We start from the raw sequence: 14,629 nt of genomic DNA, 5'->3' as shown, positions 1-14,629 counted from the left end.
AGGGACACCGTAAAGTGGCACGGTCGCCCGCCGGGGCGCAGCCGCACAGCAGAAGGGGGAGGGCGATCGGATGCCGCAGACCGAGACACCGGGCACCGAGGTGGCCCCGCGACCCCGGCTGCGCTGGTGGACCGAGCTGCCGCTGATCCTGCTGGTCTACGGCTGTTACTCGGCCGGCCGGCTCCTCGCGCGCGGTGACGTCGCCGGCGCCGTCGACCACGGCCTGGCGATCCTGCGCGTCGAGAAGGCCCTGCGCCTGAACGCGGAGCACCCGCTGAACCGGCTGTTCACGCGCGAGCCCTGGCTCGGGGTGCCGGCCGACTTCTGGTACGCCTCGCTGCACTACCTGGTCACGCCCGTGATCCTGGTCTGGCTGTTCCGCGCGCGTGCCCGGCACTACCGGGCGGCCCGCACCTGGCTGATGACGTCCACGTTCATCGGCCTGATCGGCTTCACCCTGCTGCCGACCTGCCCGCCCCGCCTGCTCTCGGCCGGCCACGGCTTCGTGGACACGATGGCGCAGTACAGCGCGTACGGCTGGTGGGGCGGCGAGGCCAGCGCCCCGCGCGGCATGGGCGGCATGACCAACCAGTACGCGGCGATGCCGAGCCTGCACGTGGGCTGGGCGCTGTGGTGCGGTGTGATGCTGTGGCGGTACGGCGGCACGCGCCTGACGAAGGTCCTCGGTGTCGTCTACCCGCTGGTCACCGCGCTGGTGGTCATGGGCACCGCCAACCACTACTTCCTGGACGCGGTCGCGGGCGTGGCCGTGATGGGCGTCGGCCTGCTGCTGGCACCGCTGGTGCTGCGGGCCGCGGACCTCGTGCGGACCCGGCTGTCCCGCCGTACCGCACCGGTCACGCAGGGCACGGGTTCCCCGATTGTCAGTGCCGGATGCCAGACTTCGGCGGGTGAGCGAATTCCACGGCAGCGCGAGTCGCGGCACGACCCCGCGGCCGGACCGGACGCCTCCCCCAGCGACGCGGGCGAAGGGGCTCCGGCACCGGCTCGCTGAGCTGCGCGGTCCCGACGTACCGGCCAAGGCCCTGGACGCCCGCGCCCTCGCCGCGCTCGCGGCGAACCCGGGCTGCTCCCGGCGGGCGATCCTGGACGGCGCCGGGGTGGACAAGGCCCGGCTGGCCGGCGCGCTGGGCGCGCCGTCCGGTTTCGGGCAGTCGCAGTTCGCGCTGACCCGGGGCAACGCGTTCGAGGCGCGGGTCAAGGCGGACGGCGGCGCCGAACTGCTGCGGCTGGCGCACGCCCGGCTCGACCCCGGCGCCGAACCGCCCGCCACGGCGGCCGTACCCGACCTGACCGCGCACGGCCCGGAGGGGCGTACGGCCCGTACGGCGCTGGCACTGCGCGAGGCCACGCGGGCCGGCGGCTGGACGCTCCTGGACCATCCGATGCTCGCCCTGGACGTGGCCGGTTCGCTCGCCTTCCTGGAGCCGGACGCGGTCGTGGTGCACCCGGACGGCAGCTGGTCGGTGGTGGAGATCAAGTCCTTCCCGATGGTGGACGGCGCCGCGGACCCGGCGAAGGTGGGCGCGGCGGCCCGCCAGGCAGCGGTGTACGTGCTCGCCCTGGAGGAGGTCGCGAAGCGTCTCGGCGCGGAGCCGCAGGAGCCCGCCCCACAGGGCGCTCCGGTGCCGCGGGTGCGCCACCAGGTGCTGCTGGTGTGCCCGAAGGACTTCTCCAACCTGCCCGCGGGCTCCGCCGTGGACGTCCGCAAGCAGCGCGCGGTCACCGCCCGCCAGCTGGCCCGGCTCACCCGCGTCGAGGAGATCGCCGACGCGCTGCCCGAGGGCACGTGCTTCGCGCCCGACCGCCCCGCCGAGGAGCTGACGGCGGCCGTGGAGGCGGTGCCGGCGACGTACGCGCCCGAGTGCCTGTCCGCCTGCGAGCTGGCCTTCCACTGCCGGGAGCGGGCCCGCGCGGCCGGCGCGGTCACCCGGCTCGGCCGGCCGCTGCGGGCCGAGCTGGGCGGGCTGGCCACGGTCGAGGAGGTCCTGGCGGCGGCCCACGGCGTGAGCGGCGACCCGGACGACCCGGCGGTGGCCGCGCTGCGCCGGGCGGCGGCCCTGCGCGCGGAGGCCCTGCGCGAGGCCCGGGAGCTTCGGGAGGCGGTCCCGTGTCCCTGATCACCGCCCTCGCCCGGCTGGAAGCCGTCGGCACGGGCCGGGCGCAGCCCGCCGCGACCGTCCGGCACCGGCGTCTGTCCGACCACCCCCTGGTGTTCGTGCCGCTCACCACGGCCGGCGAGACGGGCGCCCCGCTCGGCGCGCTGGTCGGCACCGACCGGGACGCGCCCCGGCTGCTGGTCGTACCGCAGCCCCGCGACCGCGATCTGCGCTTCACGTTCCTGGCCGACCTGGCCGATGTCGTCCTGCCCTACATCGACGCGTACGCCGACTCCGTGGAGGCGGCCGAGCGCACCGAGACCGATCCGGAGACCGGCAAGCGGGTCAAGGTGGCGGCGGAGCTGTGCGCGGACGCGCCCCAGCTGATCGTGCCGAGCCGCACGGGCCTGGACTTCGTACGGCTGCTGGGCCGCTCGATGCGGTTCCGGCGCACCGCCGAGCAGGACCCGGACGCCCCCTATCCGGCGCCGCCGCGGGTGCCGTTGCTCGGCCGCTGGCTGACCCACTACGGCGAGCGGGCCCGGGTCCCGGGCTCCTCGCTGCTGCTCGCCCTGACCGATGTGCTGTCCCGGCACTGGGCGACCGGCCAGTCGGGCCTGGAGGACGAACACCTGGGCGCGCTGCTGGCCTGGATCGACCCCCCGCAGGGCCTGACCGGCGCCGAGGCGGCCCGCCGGGCCGAACTCGCCAGGGACGCCGACGGCCAGTTGCTGTGCCCGCCGGCCGGCCCGGCCACCGACCCGGCGTTCGACAACAAGCTGCTGGCCCCGGCGATCGAGCGCTACGACCGCGCGCGGACGGCCCTGGCCGCCGCCGAGGACCCGCTGGAGGCAGACGACCGGCTGGCCGCGCTCACCCGGGCCGAGCGGGAGGTCCGCGACCTGGTCGAGAGCCGTACCCGGCCCACCTGGGACGCGGTGTGGCGGGGCCTGGACCTGCTGCGGGCGCTGCCGGAGGGCGCGCACGTGGAGGGGCGCTGGACCCGGGACCGCTGGTCGTTCACCGGGCACCGGGACCGGGTGCTGGCCGGTGAGCCCCCGCAGCCGCGCCGGGACGACGCGGTGACGGCGGCGAACAAGCTGGCCACGCGCGAGCGTGAGCAGGCCCGGCTGGAGGCGCAGGAGGCGCTGGACGACCCGCTGGTGATGGCGGGGCGGCGGCTGGCCGGGGAGGCGTTCGCGGGCGAGGTGACCGACGTCGTGATGGCGTACAGCGAGGGGAAGCGGCCGAGTCCGCGCCCGCTGGTGACGGTCCGCACCGACGACCGGCCCCATCTGGCGGAGCGGGGGAAGGTGTACCGCTCGCTGGGCGGCAAGCCGCAGTCGGCGGAGTTCGTCGGTCAGGAGGCCGACGGTGTGCTGGTCCTGCGCGTCCTGGACAAGATGGGCCGCGGGAAGGAGCCGGAGCCCGGCTCGGTGCCGGAGAAGGGCGACCGGGTCTGCTTCACCCTGTTCGAGCACGAGCAGCGCGGCGGCGCGAAGCTGCCCGACCCGGAGGAGACCCCGTGGACGCACGGCGGCCCGCCGGGCGAGCCGGCGCCGGAGGCCCCCGACACCGTGACCGAGGAGGACGTGCTGTGACGACCGTCGACTTCGATCCCGGAGCCGCGGCCGGCCGCGCCACCGACGCGATCCTCCACGACACGCTGCACGGCACCGAGCGGGGCGTGGTGGTGGACTCCCCGCCGGGTGCCGGCAAGTCGACGCTGGTGGTCCGCGCGGCGCTCGAACTCGCCGCTGCCGGGCGCCCGCTGATGATCGTGGCCCAGACGAACGCCCAGGTGGACGACCTGGTCCTGCGTCTGGCCGAGAAGAACCCGGACCTGCCCGTCGGCCGTCTGCACAGCAGCGACACGGACGCGTACGACGCGGCGCTGGACGCCTTGCCGCAGGTCCGCACGTCGGCGAAGGCGGCCGACCTGAGCGGGCTGCCGGTGGTCCTCTCGACGGCCGCCAAGTGGGCGCACGTGAAGGTGGACGAGCCCTGGCGGCACGCGATCGTGGACGAGGCGTACCAGATGCGCTCCGATTCCCTGCTCGCCGTGGCCGGCCTGTTCGAACGGGCGCTGTTCGTGGGCGACCCGGGCCAGCTGGACCCCTTCTCCATCGTCGGCAGCGAGCAGTGGGCGGGCCTGTCGTACGACCCCTCGGCCTCGGCGGTCACCACCCTCCTGGCCCACAACCCGGAGCTGCCCCAGCACCGGCTTCCGGTCTCCTGGCGGCTGCCGGCCTCGGCGGCTCCCCTGGTCTCGGACGCCTTCTACCCGTACACCCCGTTCCGCAGCGGCACCTCCCACGGGGACCGCCGGCTGGCCTTCGCCGTCCCCTCCGACGGCTCCGGCCCGGACCGGGTGATCGACGAGGCCGCGGAGTCCGGCTGGGGCCTGCTGGAGCTGCCCGCCCGGCACACCCCGCGCACGGACCCGGAGGCGGTCCGGGCGGTGGCGGCGGTGGTCCGCCGGCTGCTGGACCGAGGCGGCGCGGCCACGTCCGAACGCGCGCCGCACCCCACCCCCCTGACGGCCGACCGCGTCGCGGTGGGCACGGCCCACCGCGACCAGGCGGCGGCGATCCGCGCGGCCCTGGCCGACCTCGGCGTCCCGGACGTGACCGTCGACACGGCGAACCGTCTCCAGGGCCGCGAGTACGACGTCACGGTCGTCCTGCACCCGCTCTCCGGCCGCCCCGACGCCACCGCCTTCCACCTGGAGACGGGCCGCCTGTGCGTCCTGGCGTCCCGCCACCGCCACGCGTGCATCATGATCTGCCGCGCCGGGGTGACCGACCTGCTCGACGACTACCCCTCCACGGAACCGGTCCAGCTGGGAACGCTGGTGAAGTTCCCGGACGGCTGGGAGGCGAACCACGCGGTCCTGTCCCACCTCAGAGAACACCGCGTGACCTGGCACCCCTGACCACCACCCCCGGCACCTCCCCGGCGGACCAGGGCCCCCACACCCCTCCGCCGGACGGAGTCCGGCACGCCGCCGGAGGCGGCCGATAGTCACAGCCCGGACGGCTGGGAGGCGAACCACGCGGTCCTGTCCCACCTCAGAGAACACCGCGTGACCTGGCACCCCTGACCACCACCCCCGACACCTCCCCGGCGGATCCACGGCGGATCCCGCCCGGAGGGAATAAGCGGGGACTCTCTCCTGTTAGGCGCTGAAGGACAGCTCACGCTCGCATCAGGAGGCGCACACCGTGTCGGCAGACGAGGCAGACGAGATCCGGGGCACCACGCTCGGCACCGCCCCCGCCCCCCTCTCCGTACTGGACCTGGTGACCGTCGGCGCGGGCAGTACCGCCACCGACGCCCTGCGCACCAGCGTCGCGCTCGCCCGGTTCACGGAGTCCCGCGGCTTCCACCGGTACTGGGTCGCCGAGCACCACTCCATGCCCGGTGTGGCCTCCTCCTCCCCCGCCGTGATCCTCGCCCACCTGGCCGCCCACACCGACCGCATCCGGCTCGGCTCGGGCGGCGTCATGCTGCCCAACCACGCCCCGCTGGTGATCGCCGAGCAGTTCGGCACGCTGGAGGCGCTGGCCCCGGGCCGGGTCGACCTGGGCCTCGGCCGGGCGCCGGGCACCGACGGGGCCACGGCCGCGGCGCTGCGCCGTACCGACACCCTCAACGAGGGCGCCGACGACTTCCCGCAGCAGCTCGCGGAGCTGACCCGGTTCCTGGACGACGACTTCCCGGACGGCCACCCGTACCGCCGCATCCACGCGATCCCGGGACCGGTCCAGGGCAGCACCCCCGGCGGGGTCCAGTCGCCGCACCGGCCGCCCGTCTGGCTGCTCGGCTCCTCCGGCTTCAGCGCCCGCCTGGCCGGCCTGCTCGGCCTGCCGTTCGCCTTCGCGCACCACTTCTCCGCGCAGAACACCATCCCGGCGCTCGACCTGTACCGGGAGTCCTTCCGGCCCTCCGCCGTCCTCTCCGAGCCGTACGCCCTCATCGGCGTCTCCGCCCTCGCCACGGACGACGAACGGGAGGCCCGCAGGCAGAGCCGGGCGATGGCGCTGAACATGGTCCGGCTGCGCACCGGCCGCCCCGGACTGTTCCCCGACCCCAAGGAGGCCGAGCGGCACGAGTTCAGCCCGATGGAGGAGGAGTTCGTCGCCTCCTGGACGGCCAACATCGTGCACGGCACGGCCGAAGAGGTCCGCGCCGGACTGGACGACCTGCGCAAGCGCACCGGCGCCGACGAGCTGATGATCACCTCGCACGCGCACCGCGGTGAACTCCGCCTGCGCTCCTACGAACTGATCGCGGACGCCTACGGATTGCCGACCGCGTAGGCCTGCGCCCCCAGCAGCTCGGAGATACGATCCGGCGGCACCGGGCGGGAGTACAGCCAGCCCTGTCCGGTGTCGCAGCCGATCCGGCGCAGCCGGGTGGCCTGGGCGGAGGTCTCCACGCACTCCGCGGTGACCGTCAGACCGAGCCGGTGGGCGAGCTGGATCATCGCCTCCACGATGACCTCGTCCGCCGGGTTCGGGGCGATCGCCTTCTTGTCGCCGTCGTACTGGAAGCCCCGGACGAAGGAGCCGTCCAGCTTCAGTGTGGAGACCGGCAGCCGGCTGAGGTAGGCGAGGTTGGAGTAGCCGGTGCCGAAGTCGTCGATGGCGATGCGCACGCCCATGTCGCTGAGGGCCTGAAGGGCCTGGAGCGGACGTCCGGCCGAGCCCATCACCGCCGACTCGGTCAGCTCCAGCTGGAGCAGCTGCGGCGCGAGTCCGGTCTCGGCGAGGATCTCCGCCACGTCGGCCACCAGGTCCGAGTCCCACACCTGCCGTACGGCGACGTTCACGCTGACGAAGATGGGCGGTTCGCCGGGGTGGTCCAGCTGCCAGCGGCGGGCCTGCCGGCAGGCGGTGTGCAGCGCCCAGCGGCCGAGCTGCACGATCGAGCCGTCCTCCTCGGCCAGTCCGATGAACCGATTCGGCGTCAAGGTGCCGAACTGCGGGTGGTGCCAGCGGATCAGGGCCTCGACGCCGTTGAGCCGGCCGTCCTCCATGGCCACCAACGGCTGGTATTCGAGGGCGAATTCCTCGCGTTCGATGGCGGGCCGCAGGGTGGAGGACAGCGCCTGGCGGGTCATGCGGTGGGCGTTGCGCTCGGGGTCGAACAGGGTCCAGCGGCCCTTGCCGTCGGCCTTCGCCCAGTACAGGGTCGTATCGGCCGCCTGCATCAGCCCGGTGGCCGTCGTACCGGCCGCGTGCCGCTCGACGACGCCGATGGACGCGGTCAACGACAGCCGCTGACCGGCCAGATCGAAGGGTTCCTCCAGTGCCTTCAGGGCGGACTCGGCCAGGTCGGCGAGCTGCTCGGTGCCGGTGGAGTCCTCCACCAGCAGCGCGAACTCGTCGCCGCCGAGCCGGGCCACGAGGGGGGTGGCGGCGCGGGCGTACCCCGTCTCGTCGGCGACCCGGGTCAGGCGTTCGGCGACGGCCGCGAGGAGCCGGTCGCCGATGCGGTGGCCGAGGGTGTCGTTGACCGCCTTGAAGCCGTCGAGGTCCAGGTAGCACAGGCCGATCCGGCCGGTGCCGCTCTCCTCGTACGACTCCGCCTCCAGCGCGGCCGTCAGGCGCTCGAAGAACAGTGTGCGGTTGGGCAGCCGGGTCACCGGGTCGTGCATCTGCAAGTGCCGCAGCCGGGCCTGGAGTTCGCGCCGGGAGCTGATGTCGGCGACCGACAGCAGGACGCCGGGTTCGCCGGTCAGCGGGGCGACGGTGACCTGCACCCACAGCGAGTGCCCCTCGGGGTGCTTCAGCCGGCGGGTGCAGCGCAGTCGGGCCTGCCGGCCGCGCAGCACCTCGTGGTAGGCGTGCCGGCTACGGGCGTCCGCGGCCAGGTCCACCAGGTCGGCGGCGACCCGCCCGACGAGGGTGCCGGGGGCGGCGCCGAGCAGCTCACCGAGGGCGGTGTTGGCGCTGACGACGAGGCCCTCGGGGGCCACGACCGCCATGGCGAGCGGGGCGGTCGCGAAGACACGGTGGTAGGTGGTGTAGTGACTGTCTGTGACGGCTGACCGGTCGAGGTCTGCCGCGGGCGTCGGCCCTTCGGACGTTCCGCTCACCGCTCGCTCCCGCAGTGCACTCGATCTGTGTCCGTGCCTGTCCGTGCCGGAAAGTGTGCCGATCATAGAGGCTGGCTCCGGGCCCTTCCAGCCGCTGTCCAGTGTCCCGGACAGAGCACAGGTTCTGACAGATCGTTTCTGCCCGCACCTGGACGGGTTCTTCAGGCCCCCGACCAGTTGTGACGTTCCGTGAGTGTTTCGGGGATGTCGAGCGCCGGGGCGCGCCGGGGCGCAATGGGGGCGCACTCACCCTTCTGGTGCAGGCAAACAGGGCATAACACATCGATTGCCAGCAATCTGGGTGCGGGTCCCGAACCGCATCCGGAGGTCAGTCCGTGCCCAAGCTGCGCAGCACCGCCGCCGTGGTCACCACGATGTCGGCGCTCGCCGCGACCTCGATCCTCGGCGGCCCCTCGGTCGCCGAGCCCTTCTCGCCGGCGCCCTGTGCCCTGCACCGCACCGAGGCCCACCACTCGGAGGGCGTCGACAGCTGGAACCCCGCCTACACCCGCCCGGTCGGCACGCTGGACGCCGTGATGATCTTCCTCTCGTTCCCGGACGCCACCCCGCGCACGACCCCCGCCGAACTGGCCGCCGACCACTTCCCGGCCACCAGCCGCTTCTACGAACAGGCGTCCTACGGCAGGTTCACCCTGCGCCCGCACCCGCTGCAACACTGGCTGCGCATGCCGCGCCCGTCGACCTCGTACGCCATGCGGCGGGACTGGGACGTGGAGGACCGGGCCGCCTATCTGCGCGACGCGTTCGCCGTGGCCGACAAGGAGGTCGACTTCGCGCGCTACCCGATCGTGTACCTCGTCGCCGACCCGGACGCGCCCGGCGTCGACTCGGACGCCACGAAGGTCGTCAACCTGGAGACCCCCCTGCGCGTCGACGGCACCGGTGTCCGGCGGGTCGTCACCGTGTTCGAGCACCATCCGCCGGACCGGCTGGTCCTCGCCCACGAGACCGGCCACGTCTTCGACCTGCCCGACCTCTACCACCGCCCGGTCGACGGCAAGGGCGACTGGGACACCTACGTGGGCGACTGGGACCTGATGGGCAGCCAGTTCGGGCTCGCCCCTGACCTGTTCGCCTGGCACAAGTGGCGGCTCGGCTGGCTGGATCCGCGCCAGGTGGTGTGCGTGCGCGGCGCCGCGCCGACCCGCCTCACCCTGGAGCCCCTCGCGGCCGGGCCCGGCGGGCCGGCGCCGGGGGCGGGCGAGACCCCCGGCTTCGGCCTCGGCCACGGTGTCAAGCTGGCCGTGGTGCGCACCGGCCCGGAGACCGCCCTCGCCATCGAGGCGCGCGACGCGACCGGCAACGACCGGGCGTCCTGCCGGCAGGGCATCCTGATCTACCGGGTGCGCGCCACCGCCGAGTCCGGCGACGGCCCGATCCAGGTCGTGGACGCCCACCCGCACACCGAGGCCTGCTGGGAGAACTCGGTCTACGCCCCCCTCGCCGACGCGCCGCTCTCCCTCGGGGAGAGCTTCACGGTCCCCGGGGAGGGCGTGAAGGTGGAGGCGGAGGGGCGGACGGCATCCGGGGCGTGGACGGTGAAGATCACGCCGGGGATCAGTGACTGACCGTGCGGCCGAACGGGGGCGCCGCGCGACCGCCCGTTCGTATACGAAAACGGCGGGCCGGATTCTTTCGAACCGGACCCGCCGTTTCCTTCGCGTGCGCCGCCAGGGACTCGAACCCCGGACCCGCTGATTAAGAGTCAGCTGCTCTAACCAACTGAGCTAGCGGCGCCTGCTGACGTCGTAGACCTTAGCACCCTGGTCGGCGGGAGGAAAAATCGATATCCGCACGGCCGGCCGGGCCGCCCGCACCGCCGCCCAGAGCAGCACCTCGGGGCCCGGCAGCCAGGGGTGACGGGTGTCCGGGGCGACCAGCCAGCGGGCGGAGCCGCTCGCGTCGCCGCAGGTCAGGGGCGGTACGGTGACCGCGTCGCCGGTGCTGTGGCACAGCAGCGGCGGTACCGCTCGGGCCCGCTGGGACCCCCACTCCTCCCAGTCCAGCAGCGAGGGCAGCCGCTGGGCCGTGCCCGGGGCGGCGAACAGCAGCGTCCGCCCCCGGAACACCGCGACCGGCCCTGAGCCCGCGCCCTCGTCCCAGAGCCGGTCCAGCATGCGGCGGCCGAAGACCGCAGGGGCGCTCACCACGTCGAAGACGGTGCCGCAGGGCAGGACGACCGGGGCGTCCGGGCGCTCCTCCCACAACGCCAGGGTGCTTCGGGGATACGGTCCCGCCGAGGCGAGCCAGGCGACGCCGTCGGCGCTGACACGGGTGACGTTCGGGGCGCTGGTCATGGCACCAGGTGTACAGCGCGTGAGCGGGCCGTTCTCCTGGGTTGCCGAAAGCCGGGACAGCGGCGGTCGGGGAGGAGTATCGTGCCCGCCTGGCATATGCCGGGCGGGTGCTACAGGGGGTCGGCGGTGGTCCGCCCCTCGCCCTCTCCGCGCATCAGGTCCCGCCCGAACTCGACCATCTTCTTCGCGTAGTCCTCCGTCCACTCCGCCCGCTCGGCGATGTCCGCCGGGGTCAGCCGGTCGAACCGGCGCGGGTCGGCGAGCTGGGCGGCGGCGATGGCCTGGAACTCCACGGCCCGGTCGGCCGCCGCGCGGAACGCCTGGGTCAGCTCCGTCGCCCGGGCCAGCAGCGCCCGCGGGTCGTCGATCGACTCCAGGGCGAAGAAGTGCTCGGGGTCGGCGACCGCCTCCGCGGGCTCGAAGAGCAGGGGCGCGGGGCGTAGCCGCGGTTCGTTACGACGCGGCGTGGGCTCCGCCATGTCTTGATCTCCTCCTCGTACGGTTCGGTGGGCGCCGCCTTCAGGTGGGCCACCGTCCATTGTCCCGCGCCGGCGCAAGAGGCCCCCGCGGCCGTCCGGGCGGGCCGGGTCCGAGGGAGGAGCCGGGGGCTACACCTGCACCAACGGCTGCCGGGTGAACAAGGTCCCCAGGGTCGGCGCGTTCACCCGGCGGTCCGCGAGCCTCAGGCCCTCCCAGACCGTGACCTGGTTGGCGGTGAGCACCGGCTTGGACAGGGCCTTCTCCAGCAGGGAGAGGTGCGCGGCCGTGTGCAGGGCCGTGTCCGGCAGCAGGACGGCCTCCGCGTCGGCGGCGTCCGCCGCGCGTGCCAGCGTCAGCACGTCCTCCTCCCCCCAGGTGCCGACCTCCGCCGCCGTGACGATCCCCGAGGACCGCGCGCCGGTCACCTCCAGGCCGCCGGCCCGCAGGAACTCCGCGAACAGCGCCGTGACGTCCTCGGGGTAGGTCGCGCCGACGGCGACCCGTCGTACGCCGATCTCCCGGGCCGCGTGCACGAAGGCGAACGACGTCGACGAGGCCGGCATCCCGGCCACCCGGGCCAGGCTGCGCACCTGCTCCTGGGCGCCCTCCCAGCCGTGCACGAAGCTGCCGCTGGTGCACGCCCACACCACCGTCTCGGCGCCGGCCAGCCGGAGCCCCTCCATGCCCTGGGCGAGCCGGTCGGCGGAGCCCATCTCGCGCAGCGCGTCCACCCGGTGCGCGTCCTCGCCGATGTCGGTGTGGACCAGGTCCACCCGGATGTCGCTGCCCAGGAGCTGCTCGATGCGTGGATAGTCGTCCTCGGCGGAGTGGCCCGGGTAGAGGAATCCGAGTGCGGTCATGTCCAGCCTTCCTGCGTCTCGTCTCTTCGGGCAGTACGGGCCCCGCGCGGGCAGCGCCCGGCACGGCCCCACGTCCCGGGTACCCAATCGGCGCAGCGCAGCCCACCTCGTGACCCGGCCGGCCGCGATCACCGGCATCCGCACCGGTCTCACACCGGGAGACCAAGGGGCAACGGACCGTGGCCGCGCCCGTGTTGACGAAGGGGGGTCCGGGTGCGAGCGTGGTCGGTCCGGGCACAGTCACCGCACGATCCGCGCATGTCAGACGCCGGGAGCCGCCCCGCATGACGCCGACCGTCCCCACCGTCGTGGTCCTCGACGCCGATCCGCCGCCCCGGCTCGGCCGCCTCACCGGCCGCGCCCGGATCGTGCGCACGGACGCCGCGCACCTGGCCGAGCGGCTGCCCGGCGCGGATGTGCTGCTGGTGTGGGACTTCACCTCGCACGCGGTACGGCGGGCGTGGCCCGGCGAGGGGCCCCGGCCGCGCTGGGTGCACACCGCGAGCGCGGGCGTGGACCATCTGATGTGCCCGGAGCTGGCCGCGTCGGACACGGTGGTGACGAACGCGCGCGGGATCTTCGAGCAGCCGATCGCCGAGTACGTGGCGGCCCTGGTGCTGGCCGCCGCCAAGGACCTGCCGCGCACCCTGGAGCACCAGCGGGAGCGGGTCTGGCGGCACCGGGAGACCCGGCGGGTGGCGGGCACGCGCGCGTGCGTGGTCGGCTCGGGTCCGATCGGCCGGGCGATCGTGCGGACGCTGAAGGCCCTGGGGGTGACGACGGCGCTGGTCGGGCGGGTGGCGCGGACCGGCGTGCACGGCCCGGACGACCTGGACCGGCTGATCTCCCGCGCGGACTGGGTGATCGCGGCGGCTCCGCTGACCGAGCAGACGTACCGCATGTTCGACGCGCACCGGTTCGGTGTGATGCAGCCCTCGGCGTTCTTCGTGAACGTCGGCCGGGGCGCCCTGGTCGACGAGGAGGCCCTCGTCCGGGCGCTGGCCCGGCGCTGGATCGCGGGCGCGGCCCTGGACGTGTTCGCCGCGGAACCGCTGCCCGGGGACAGCCCGCTGTGGGAGCTGCCGGGGCTGATCGTGTCCCCGCACATGAGCGGCGACACGGTCGGCTGGCGGGACGAACTGGGGGCGCAGTTCGTGGAGTTGTACGAGCGGTGGGCGGCGGGCAGACCGCTGCCGAACGTGGTCGACAAGACGCGTGGTTACGTGCCCGGCCACTGATGATCTGTCACCGACCCCTGGAGGGTGCATGCAGCTCACCGACCTGACCGCCGTCCGGCTCCTCGACGGGTACCGCAAGGGCGAGTTCAGCCCGGTGGAGGTGACCGGGGAGGCGCTTGAGCGGGCGCGGCTCAGCGGGCCGGAGGTGAACGCGTTCGTGCGGCTCACCGAGGAGGACGCGCTCGCCCGGGCCCGGGAGTCGGAGGCGCGCTGGCGGCGCGGGGAGCCGGCCGGGCTGGTCGACGGGGTGCCGGTGACGGTGAAGGACATCCTGCTGCTGCGCGGCCACCCCACGCTGCGCGGCTCCAGGACCGTGTGCGAGCAGGGGAGTTGGGAGGAGGACGCGCCGCCGGTGGCCCGGCTGCGCGAGCACGGCGCGGTGTTCCTCGGCAAGACAACCACGCCCGAGTACGGCTGGAAGGGCGTCACCGACTCCCCGCTGACCGGGATCACCCGCAATCCGTACGACCCCGCGCGCACCGCGGGCGGTTCCAGCGGCGGCAGCGCGGCGGCCGTCGCGATCGGCGCGGGCCCGCTGTCGCTGGGCACGGACGGCGGCGGAAGCATCCGTATCCCGGCCGCGTTCTGCGGGATCTTCGGGCTGAAGCCGACGTACGGCAGGGTGCCGCTGTATCCGGCGAGCGCGTTCGGCACGCTGTCGCACACCGGGCCGATGACCCGGGACGCGGCCGACGCGGCCCTGCTGCTCGACGTGATCGGCACGCCCGACCCGCGCGACTGGTCGGCGCTGCCGCCCGCGCCGGGCTCGTTCACCCAGGCGCTGGGAGGCGGTGTGCGGGGGCTGCGGGTGGCGTACTCGCCGTCGCTGGGCGGGCAGGTGCCGGTCCGGCCGGCGGTCGCCACGGCGGTACGGCGGGCGGTGGCCGCGCTCGCGGACCTGGGGGCGTACGTGGAGGAGGCCGACCCGGACTTCAGCGACCCGGTGGACGCCTTCCACACCCTGTGGTTCAGCGGCGCGGCCCGGCTGACCCAGGACTTCTCCCCGCGCCGCCGGCAGTCGCTGGACCCGGGTCTGCGGGAGATCTGCGCGCAGGGCGCCCGGACGAGCGCGCTGGAGTACCTGGCCGCGGTGGACGTCCGGATGGCCCTCGGCCGGCGGATGGGCCGCTTCCACGAGCGCTACGACCTGCTGGTGACGCCGACGCTGCCGCTGACGGCGTTCGAGGCGGGGCGGGAAGTGCCGAGGGGTTCGGTGTTCCGGCGCTGGACGGGCTGGACCCCGTTCACCTACCCGTTCAACCTGACCCAGCAGCCGGCGGCGACCGTGCCGGTGGGGGTGGACGGGGAGGGGCTGCCGGTGGGCATGCAACTCGTCGCCGCCCGGCACCGGGACGACCTGGTGCTGCGGGCCGCGCACGCGTTGTACGAGGCCGGCCTGCCCCTGCCCGGGAAGGTCACACCGGCCGGAAACTGAGCACAGTGCCAGGACCCGGTGGGGGTTCCGTGGAGGTGAAGGGCAGGAAGAGAACGCAGATCCCGCGTCGGCGCA

General features: G+C 74.3%; 12 protein-coding genes and 1 tRNA gene. 8 read left to right on the top strand and 5 right to left on the bottom strand.

Annotated features, from left to right (window positions below):
- Positions 1 to 70 precede the first annotated feature (70 nt).
- The 5 genes from IE294_RS12510 to IE294_RS12490 all read left to right on the top strand — a co-directional run bounded on the left by IE294_RS12510 (position 71) and on the right by IE294_RS12490 (position 6,442).
- Complete coding sequence (locus tag IE294_RS12510) at positions 71 to 1,015, top strand: phosphatase PAP2 family protein (RefSeq protein ID WP_189885319.1); 945 nt, start codon at positions 71 to 73, stop codon at positions 1,013 to 1,015.
- On the top strand, positions 912 to 2,141 hold the full coding sequence (locus tag IE294_RS12505) for a hypothetical protein (protein ID WP_373315813.1): 1,230 nt from the start codon (positions 912 to 914) through the stop codon (positions 2,139 to 2,141). The genes IE294_RS12510 and IE294_RS12505 overlap by 104 nt, the downstream gene beginning before the upstream one ends.
- On the top strand, positions 2,132 to 3,721 hold the full coding sequence (locus IE294_RS12500) for an amino acid adenylation domain-containing protein (RefSeq protein WP_189885317.1): 1,590 nt from the start codon (positions 2,132 to 2,134) through the stop codon (positions 3,719 to 3,721). The genes IE294_RS12505 and IE294_RS12500 overlap by 10 nt, the downstream gene beginning before the upstream one ends.
- Positions 3,718 to 5,055 carry an AAA domain-containing protein gene (locus IE294_RS12495; protein ID WP_189885315.1) on the top strand — a complete coding sequence of 446 codons (1,338 nt, stop codon included), beginning with the start codon at positions 3,718 to 3,720 and terminating at the stop codon, positions 5,053 to 5,055. Before IE294_RS12500 ends, IE294_RS12495 begins: the two co-directional genes overlap by 4 nt.
- Positions 5,056 to 5,344: 289 nt before the next feature.
- Positions 5,345 to 6,442, top strand: coding sequence for an LLM class flavin-dependent oxidoreductase (locus IE294_RS12490; RefSeq protein ID WP_189885313.1), 1,098 nt, complete (start codon positions 5,345 to 5,347; stop codon positions 6,440 to 6,442).
- Here IE294_RS12490 and IE294_RS12485 read toward each other — a convergent pair.
- Positions 6,421 to 8,223 (bottom strand): putative bifunctional diguanylate cyclase/phosphodiesterase, encoded by a 1,803-nt coding sequence (locus IE294_RS12485; protein WP_189885311.1) that lies wholly within the window; start codon positions 8,221 to 8,223, stop codon positions 6,421 to 6,423. The two genes, IE294_RS12490 and IE294_RS12485, sit on opposite strands and share 22 nt — an antisense overlap.
- A gap of 374 nt (positions 8,224 to 8,597) precedes the next feature.
- Between IE294_RS12485 and IE294_RS12480 the strand changes: the two genes are divergently transcribed.
- Positions 8,598 to 9,812: a M6 family metalloprotease domain-containing protein gene (locus IE294_RS12480; RefSeq protein ID WP_189885692.1), complete on the top strand. Its 1,215-nt coding sequence runs from the start codon at positions 8,598 to 8,600 to the stop codon at positions 9,810 to 9,812.
- Positions 9,813 to 9,907: 95 nt separating this feature from the next.
- On the opposite strand, the gene IE294_RS12475 is transcribed toward IE294_RS12480, so the two are convergent.
- The 4 genes from IE294_RS12475 to IE294_RS12460 all read right to left on the bottom strand — a co-directional run bounded on the left by IE294_RS12475 (position 9,908) and on the right by IE294_RS12460 (position 11,881).
- Positions 9,908 to 9,981, bottom strand: a tRNA-Lys gene (locus IE294_RS12475).
- Complete coding sequence (locus tag IE294_RS12470) at positions 9,972 to 10,541, bottom strand: bifunctional DNA primase/polymerase (protein WP_189885308.1); 570 nt, start codon at positions 10,539 to 10,541, stop codon at positions 9,972 to 9,974. Before IE294_RS12470 ends, IE294_RS12475 begins: the two co-directional genes overlap by 10 nt.
- Positions 10,542 to 10,651: 110 nt before the next feature.
- Positions 10,652 to 11,020, bottom strand: coding sequence for a DUF8844 domain-containing protein (locus tag IE294_RS12465; RefSeq protein WP_014672922.1), 369 nt, complete (start codon positions 11,018 to 11,020; stop codon positions 10,652 to 10,654).
- 129 nt (positions 11,021 to 11,149) lie between these two features.
- The gene (locus tag IE294_RS12460) at positions 11,150 to 11,881 is read right to left on the bottom strand and encodes a maleate cis-trans isomerase family protein (protein WP_189885306.1); all 732 of its coding nucleotides are present in this window, start codon (positions 11,879 to 11,881) and stop codon (positions 11,150 to 11,152) included.
- 284 nt (positions 11,882 to 12,165) lie between these two features.
- On the opposite strand from IE294_RS12460, the gene IE294_RS12455 reads away from it, so the two are divergent.
- Together IE294_RS12455 and IE294_RS12450 are read left to right on the top strand one after the other, a co-directional pair.
- On the top strand, positions 12,166 to 13,119 hold the full coding sequence (locus tag IE294_RS12455) for a D-2-hydroxyacid dehydrogenase (RefSeq protein WP_189885304.1): 954 nt from the start codon (positions 12,166 to 12,168) through the stop codon (positions 13,117 to 13,119).
- Between the two features lie 28 nt (positions 13,120 to 13,147).
- Positions 13,148 to 14,554: an amidase gene (locus IE294_RS12450; protein ID WP_189885302.1), complete on the top strand. Its 1,407-nt coding sequence runs from the start codon at positions 13,148 to 13,150 to the stop codon at positions 14,552 to 14,554.
- Positions 14,555 to 14,629 lie beyond the last annotated feature (75 nt).

This window comes from Streptomyces canarius (genome assembly GCF_014650735.1).
Classification (GTDB): domain Bacteria; phylum Actinomycetota; class Actinomycetes; order Streptomycetales; family Streptomycetaceae; genus Streptomyces; species Streptomyces olivaceoviridis.
The sequence above is the reverse complement of the archived record's forward strand: the minus strand, read 5'-3'. Positions and strand labels throughout refer to the sequence as shown.

Bases quoted from the DNA above. Each gene is read 5' to 3' on its own strand.
- IE294_RS12470 (WP_189885308.1), bottom strand. From the start codon at position 10,541: ATGACCAGCGCCCCGAACGTCACCCGTGTCAGCGCCGACGGCGTCGCC.
- IE294_RS12460 (WP_189885306.1), bottom strand. From the start codon at position 11,881: ATGACCGCACTCGGATTCCTCTACCCGGGCCACTCCGCCGAGGACGAC.
- IE294_RS12480 (WP_189885692.1), top strand. From the start codon at position 8,598: ATGTCGGCGCTCGCCGCGACCTCGATCCTCGGCGGCCCCTCGGTCGCC.
- IE294_RS12455 (WP_189885304.1), top strand. From the start codon at position 12,166: ATGACGCCGACCGTCCCCACCGTCGTGGTCCTCGACGCCGATCCGCCG.
- IE294_RS12465 (WP_014672922.1), bottom strand. From the start codon at position 11,020: ATGGCGGAGCCCACGCCGCGTCGTAACGAACCGCGGCTACGCCCCGCG.
- IE294_RS12450 (WP_189885302.1), top strand. From the start codon at position 13,148: ATGCAGCTCACCGACCTGACCGCCGTCCGGCTCCTCGACGGGTACCGC.
- IE294_RS12510 (WP_189885319.1), top strand. From the start codon at position 71: ATGCCGCAGACCGAGACACCGGGCACCGAGGTGGCCCCGCGACCCCGG.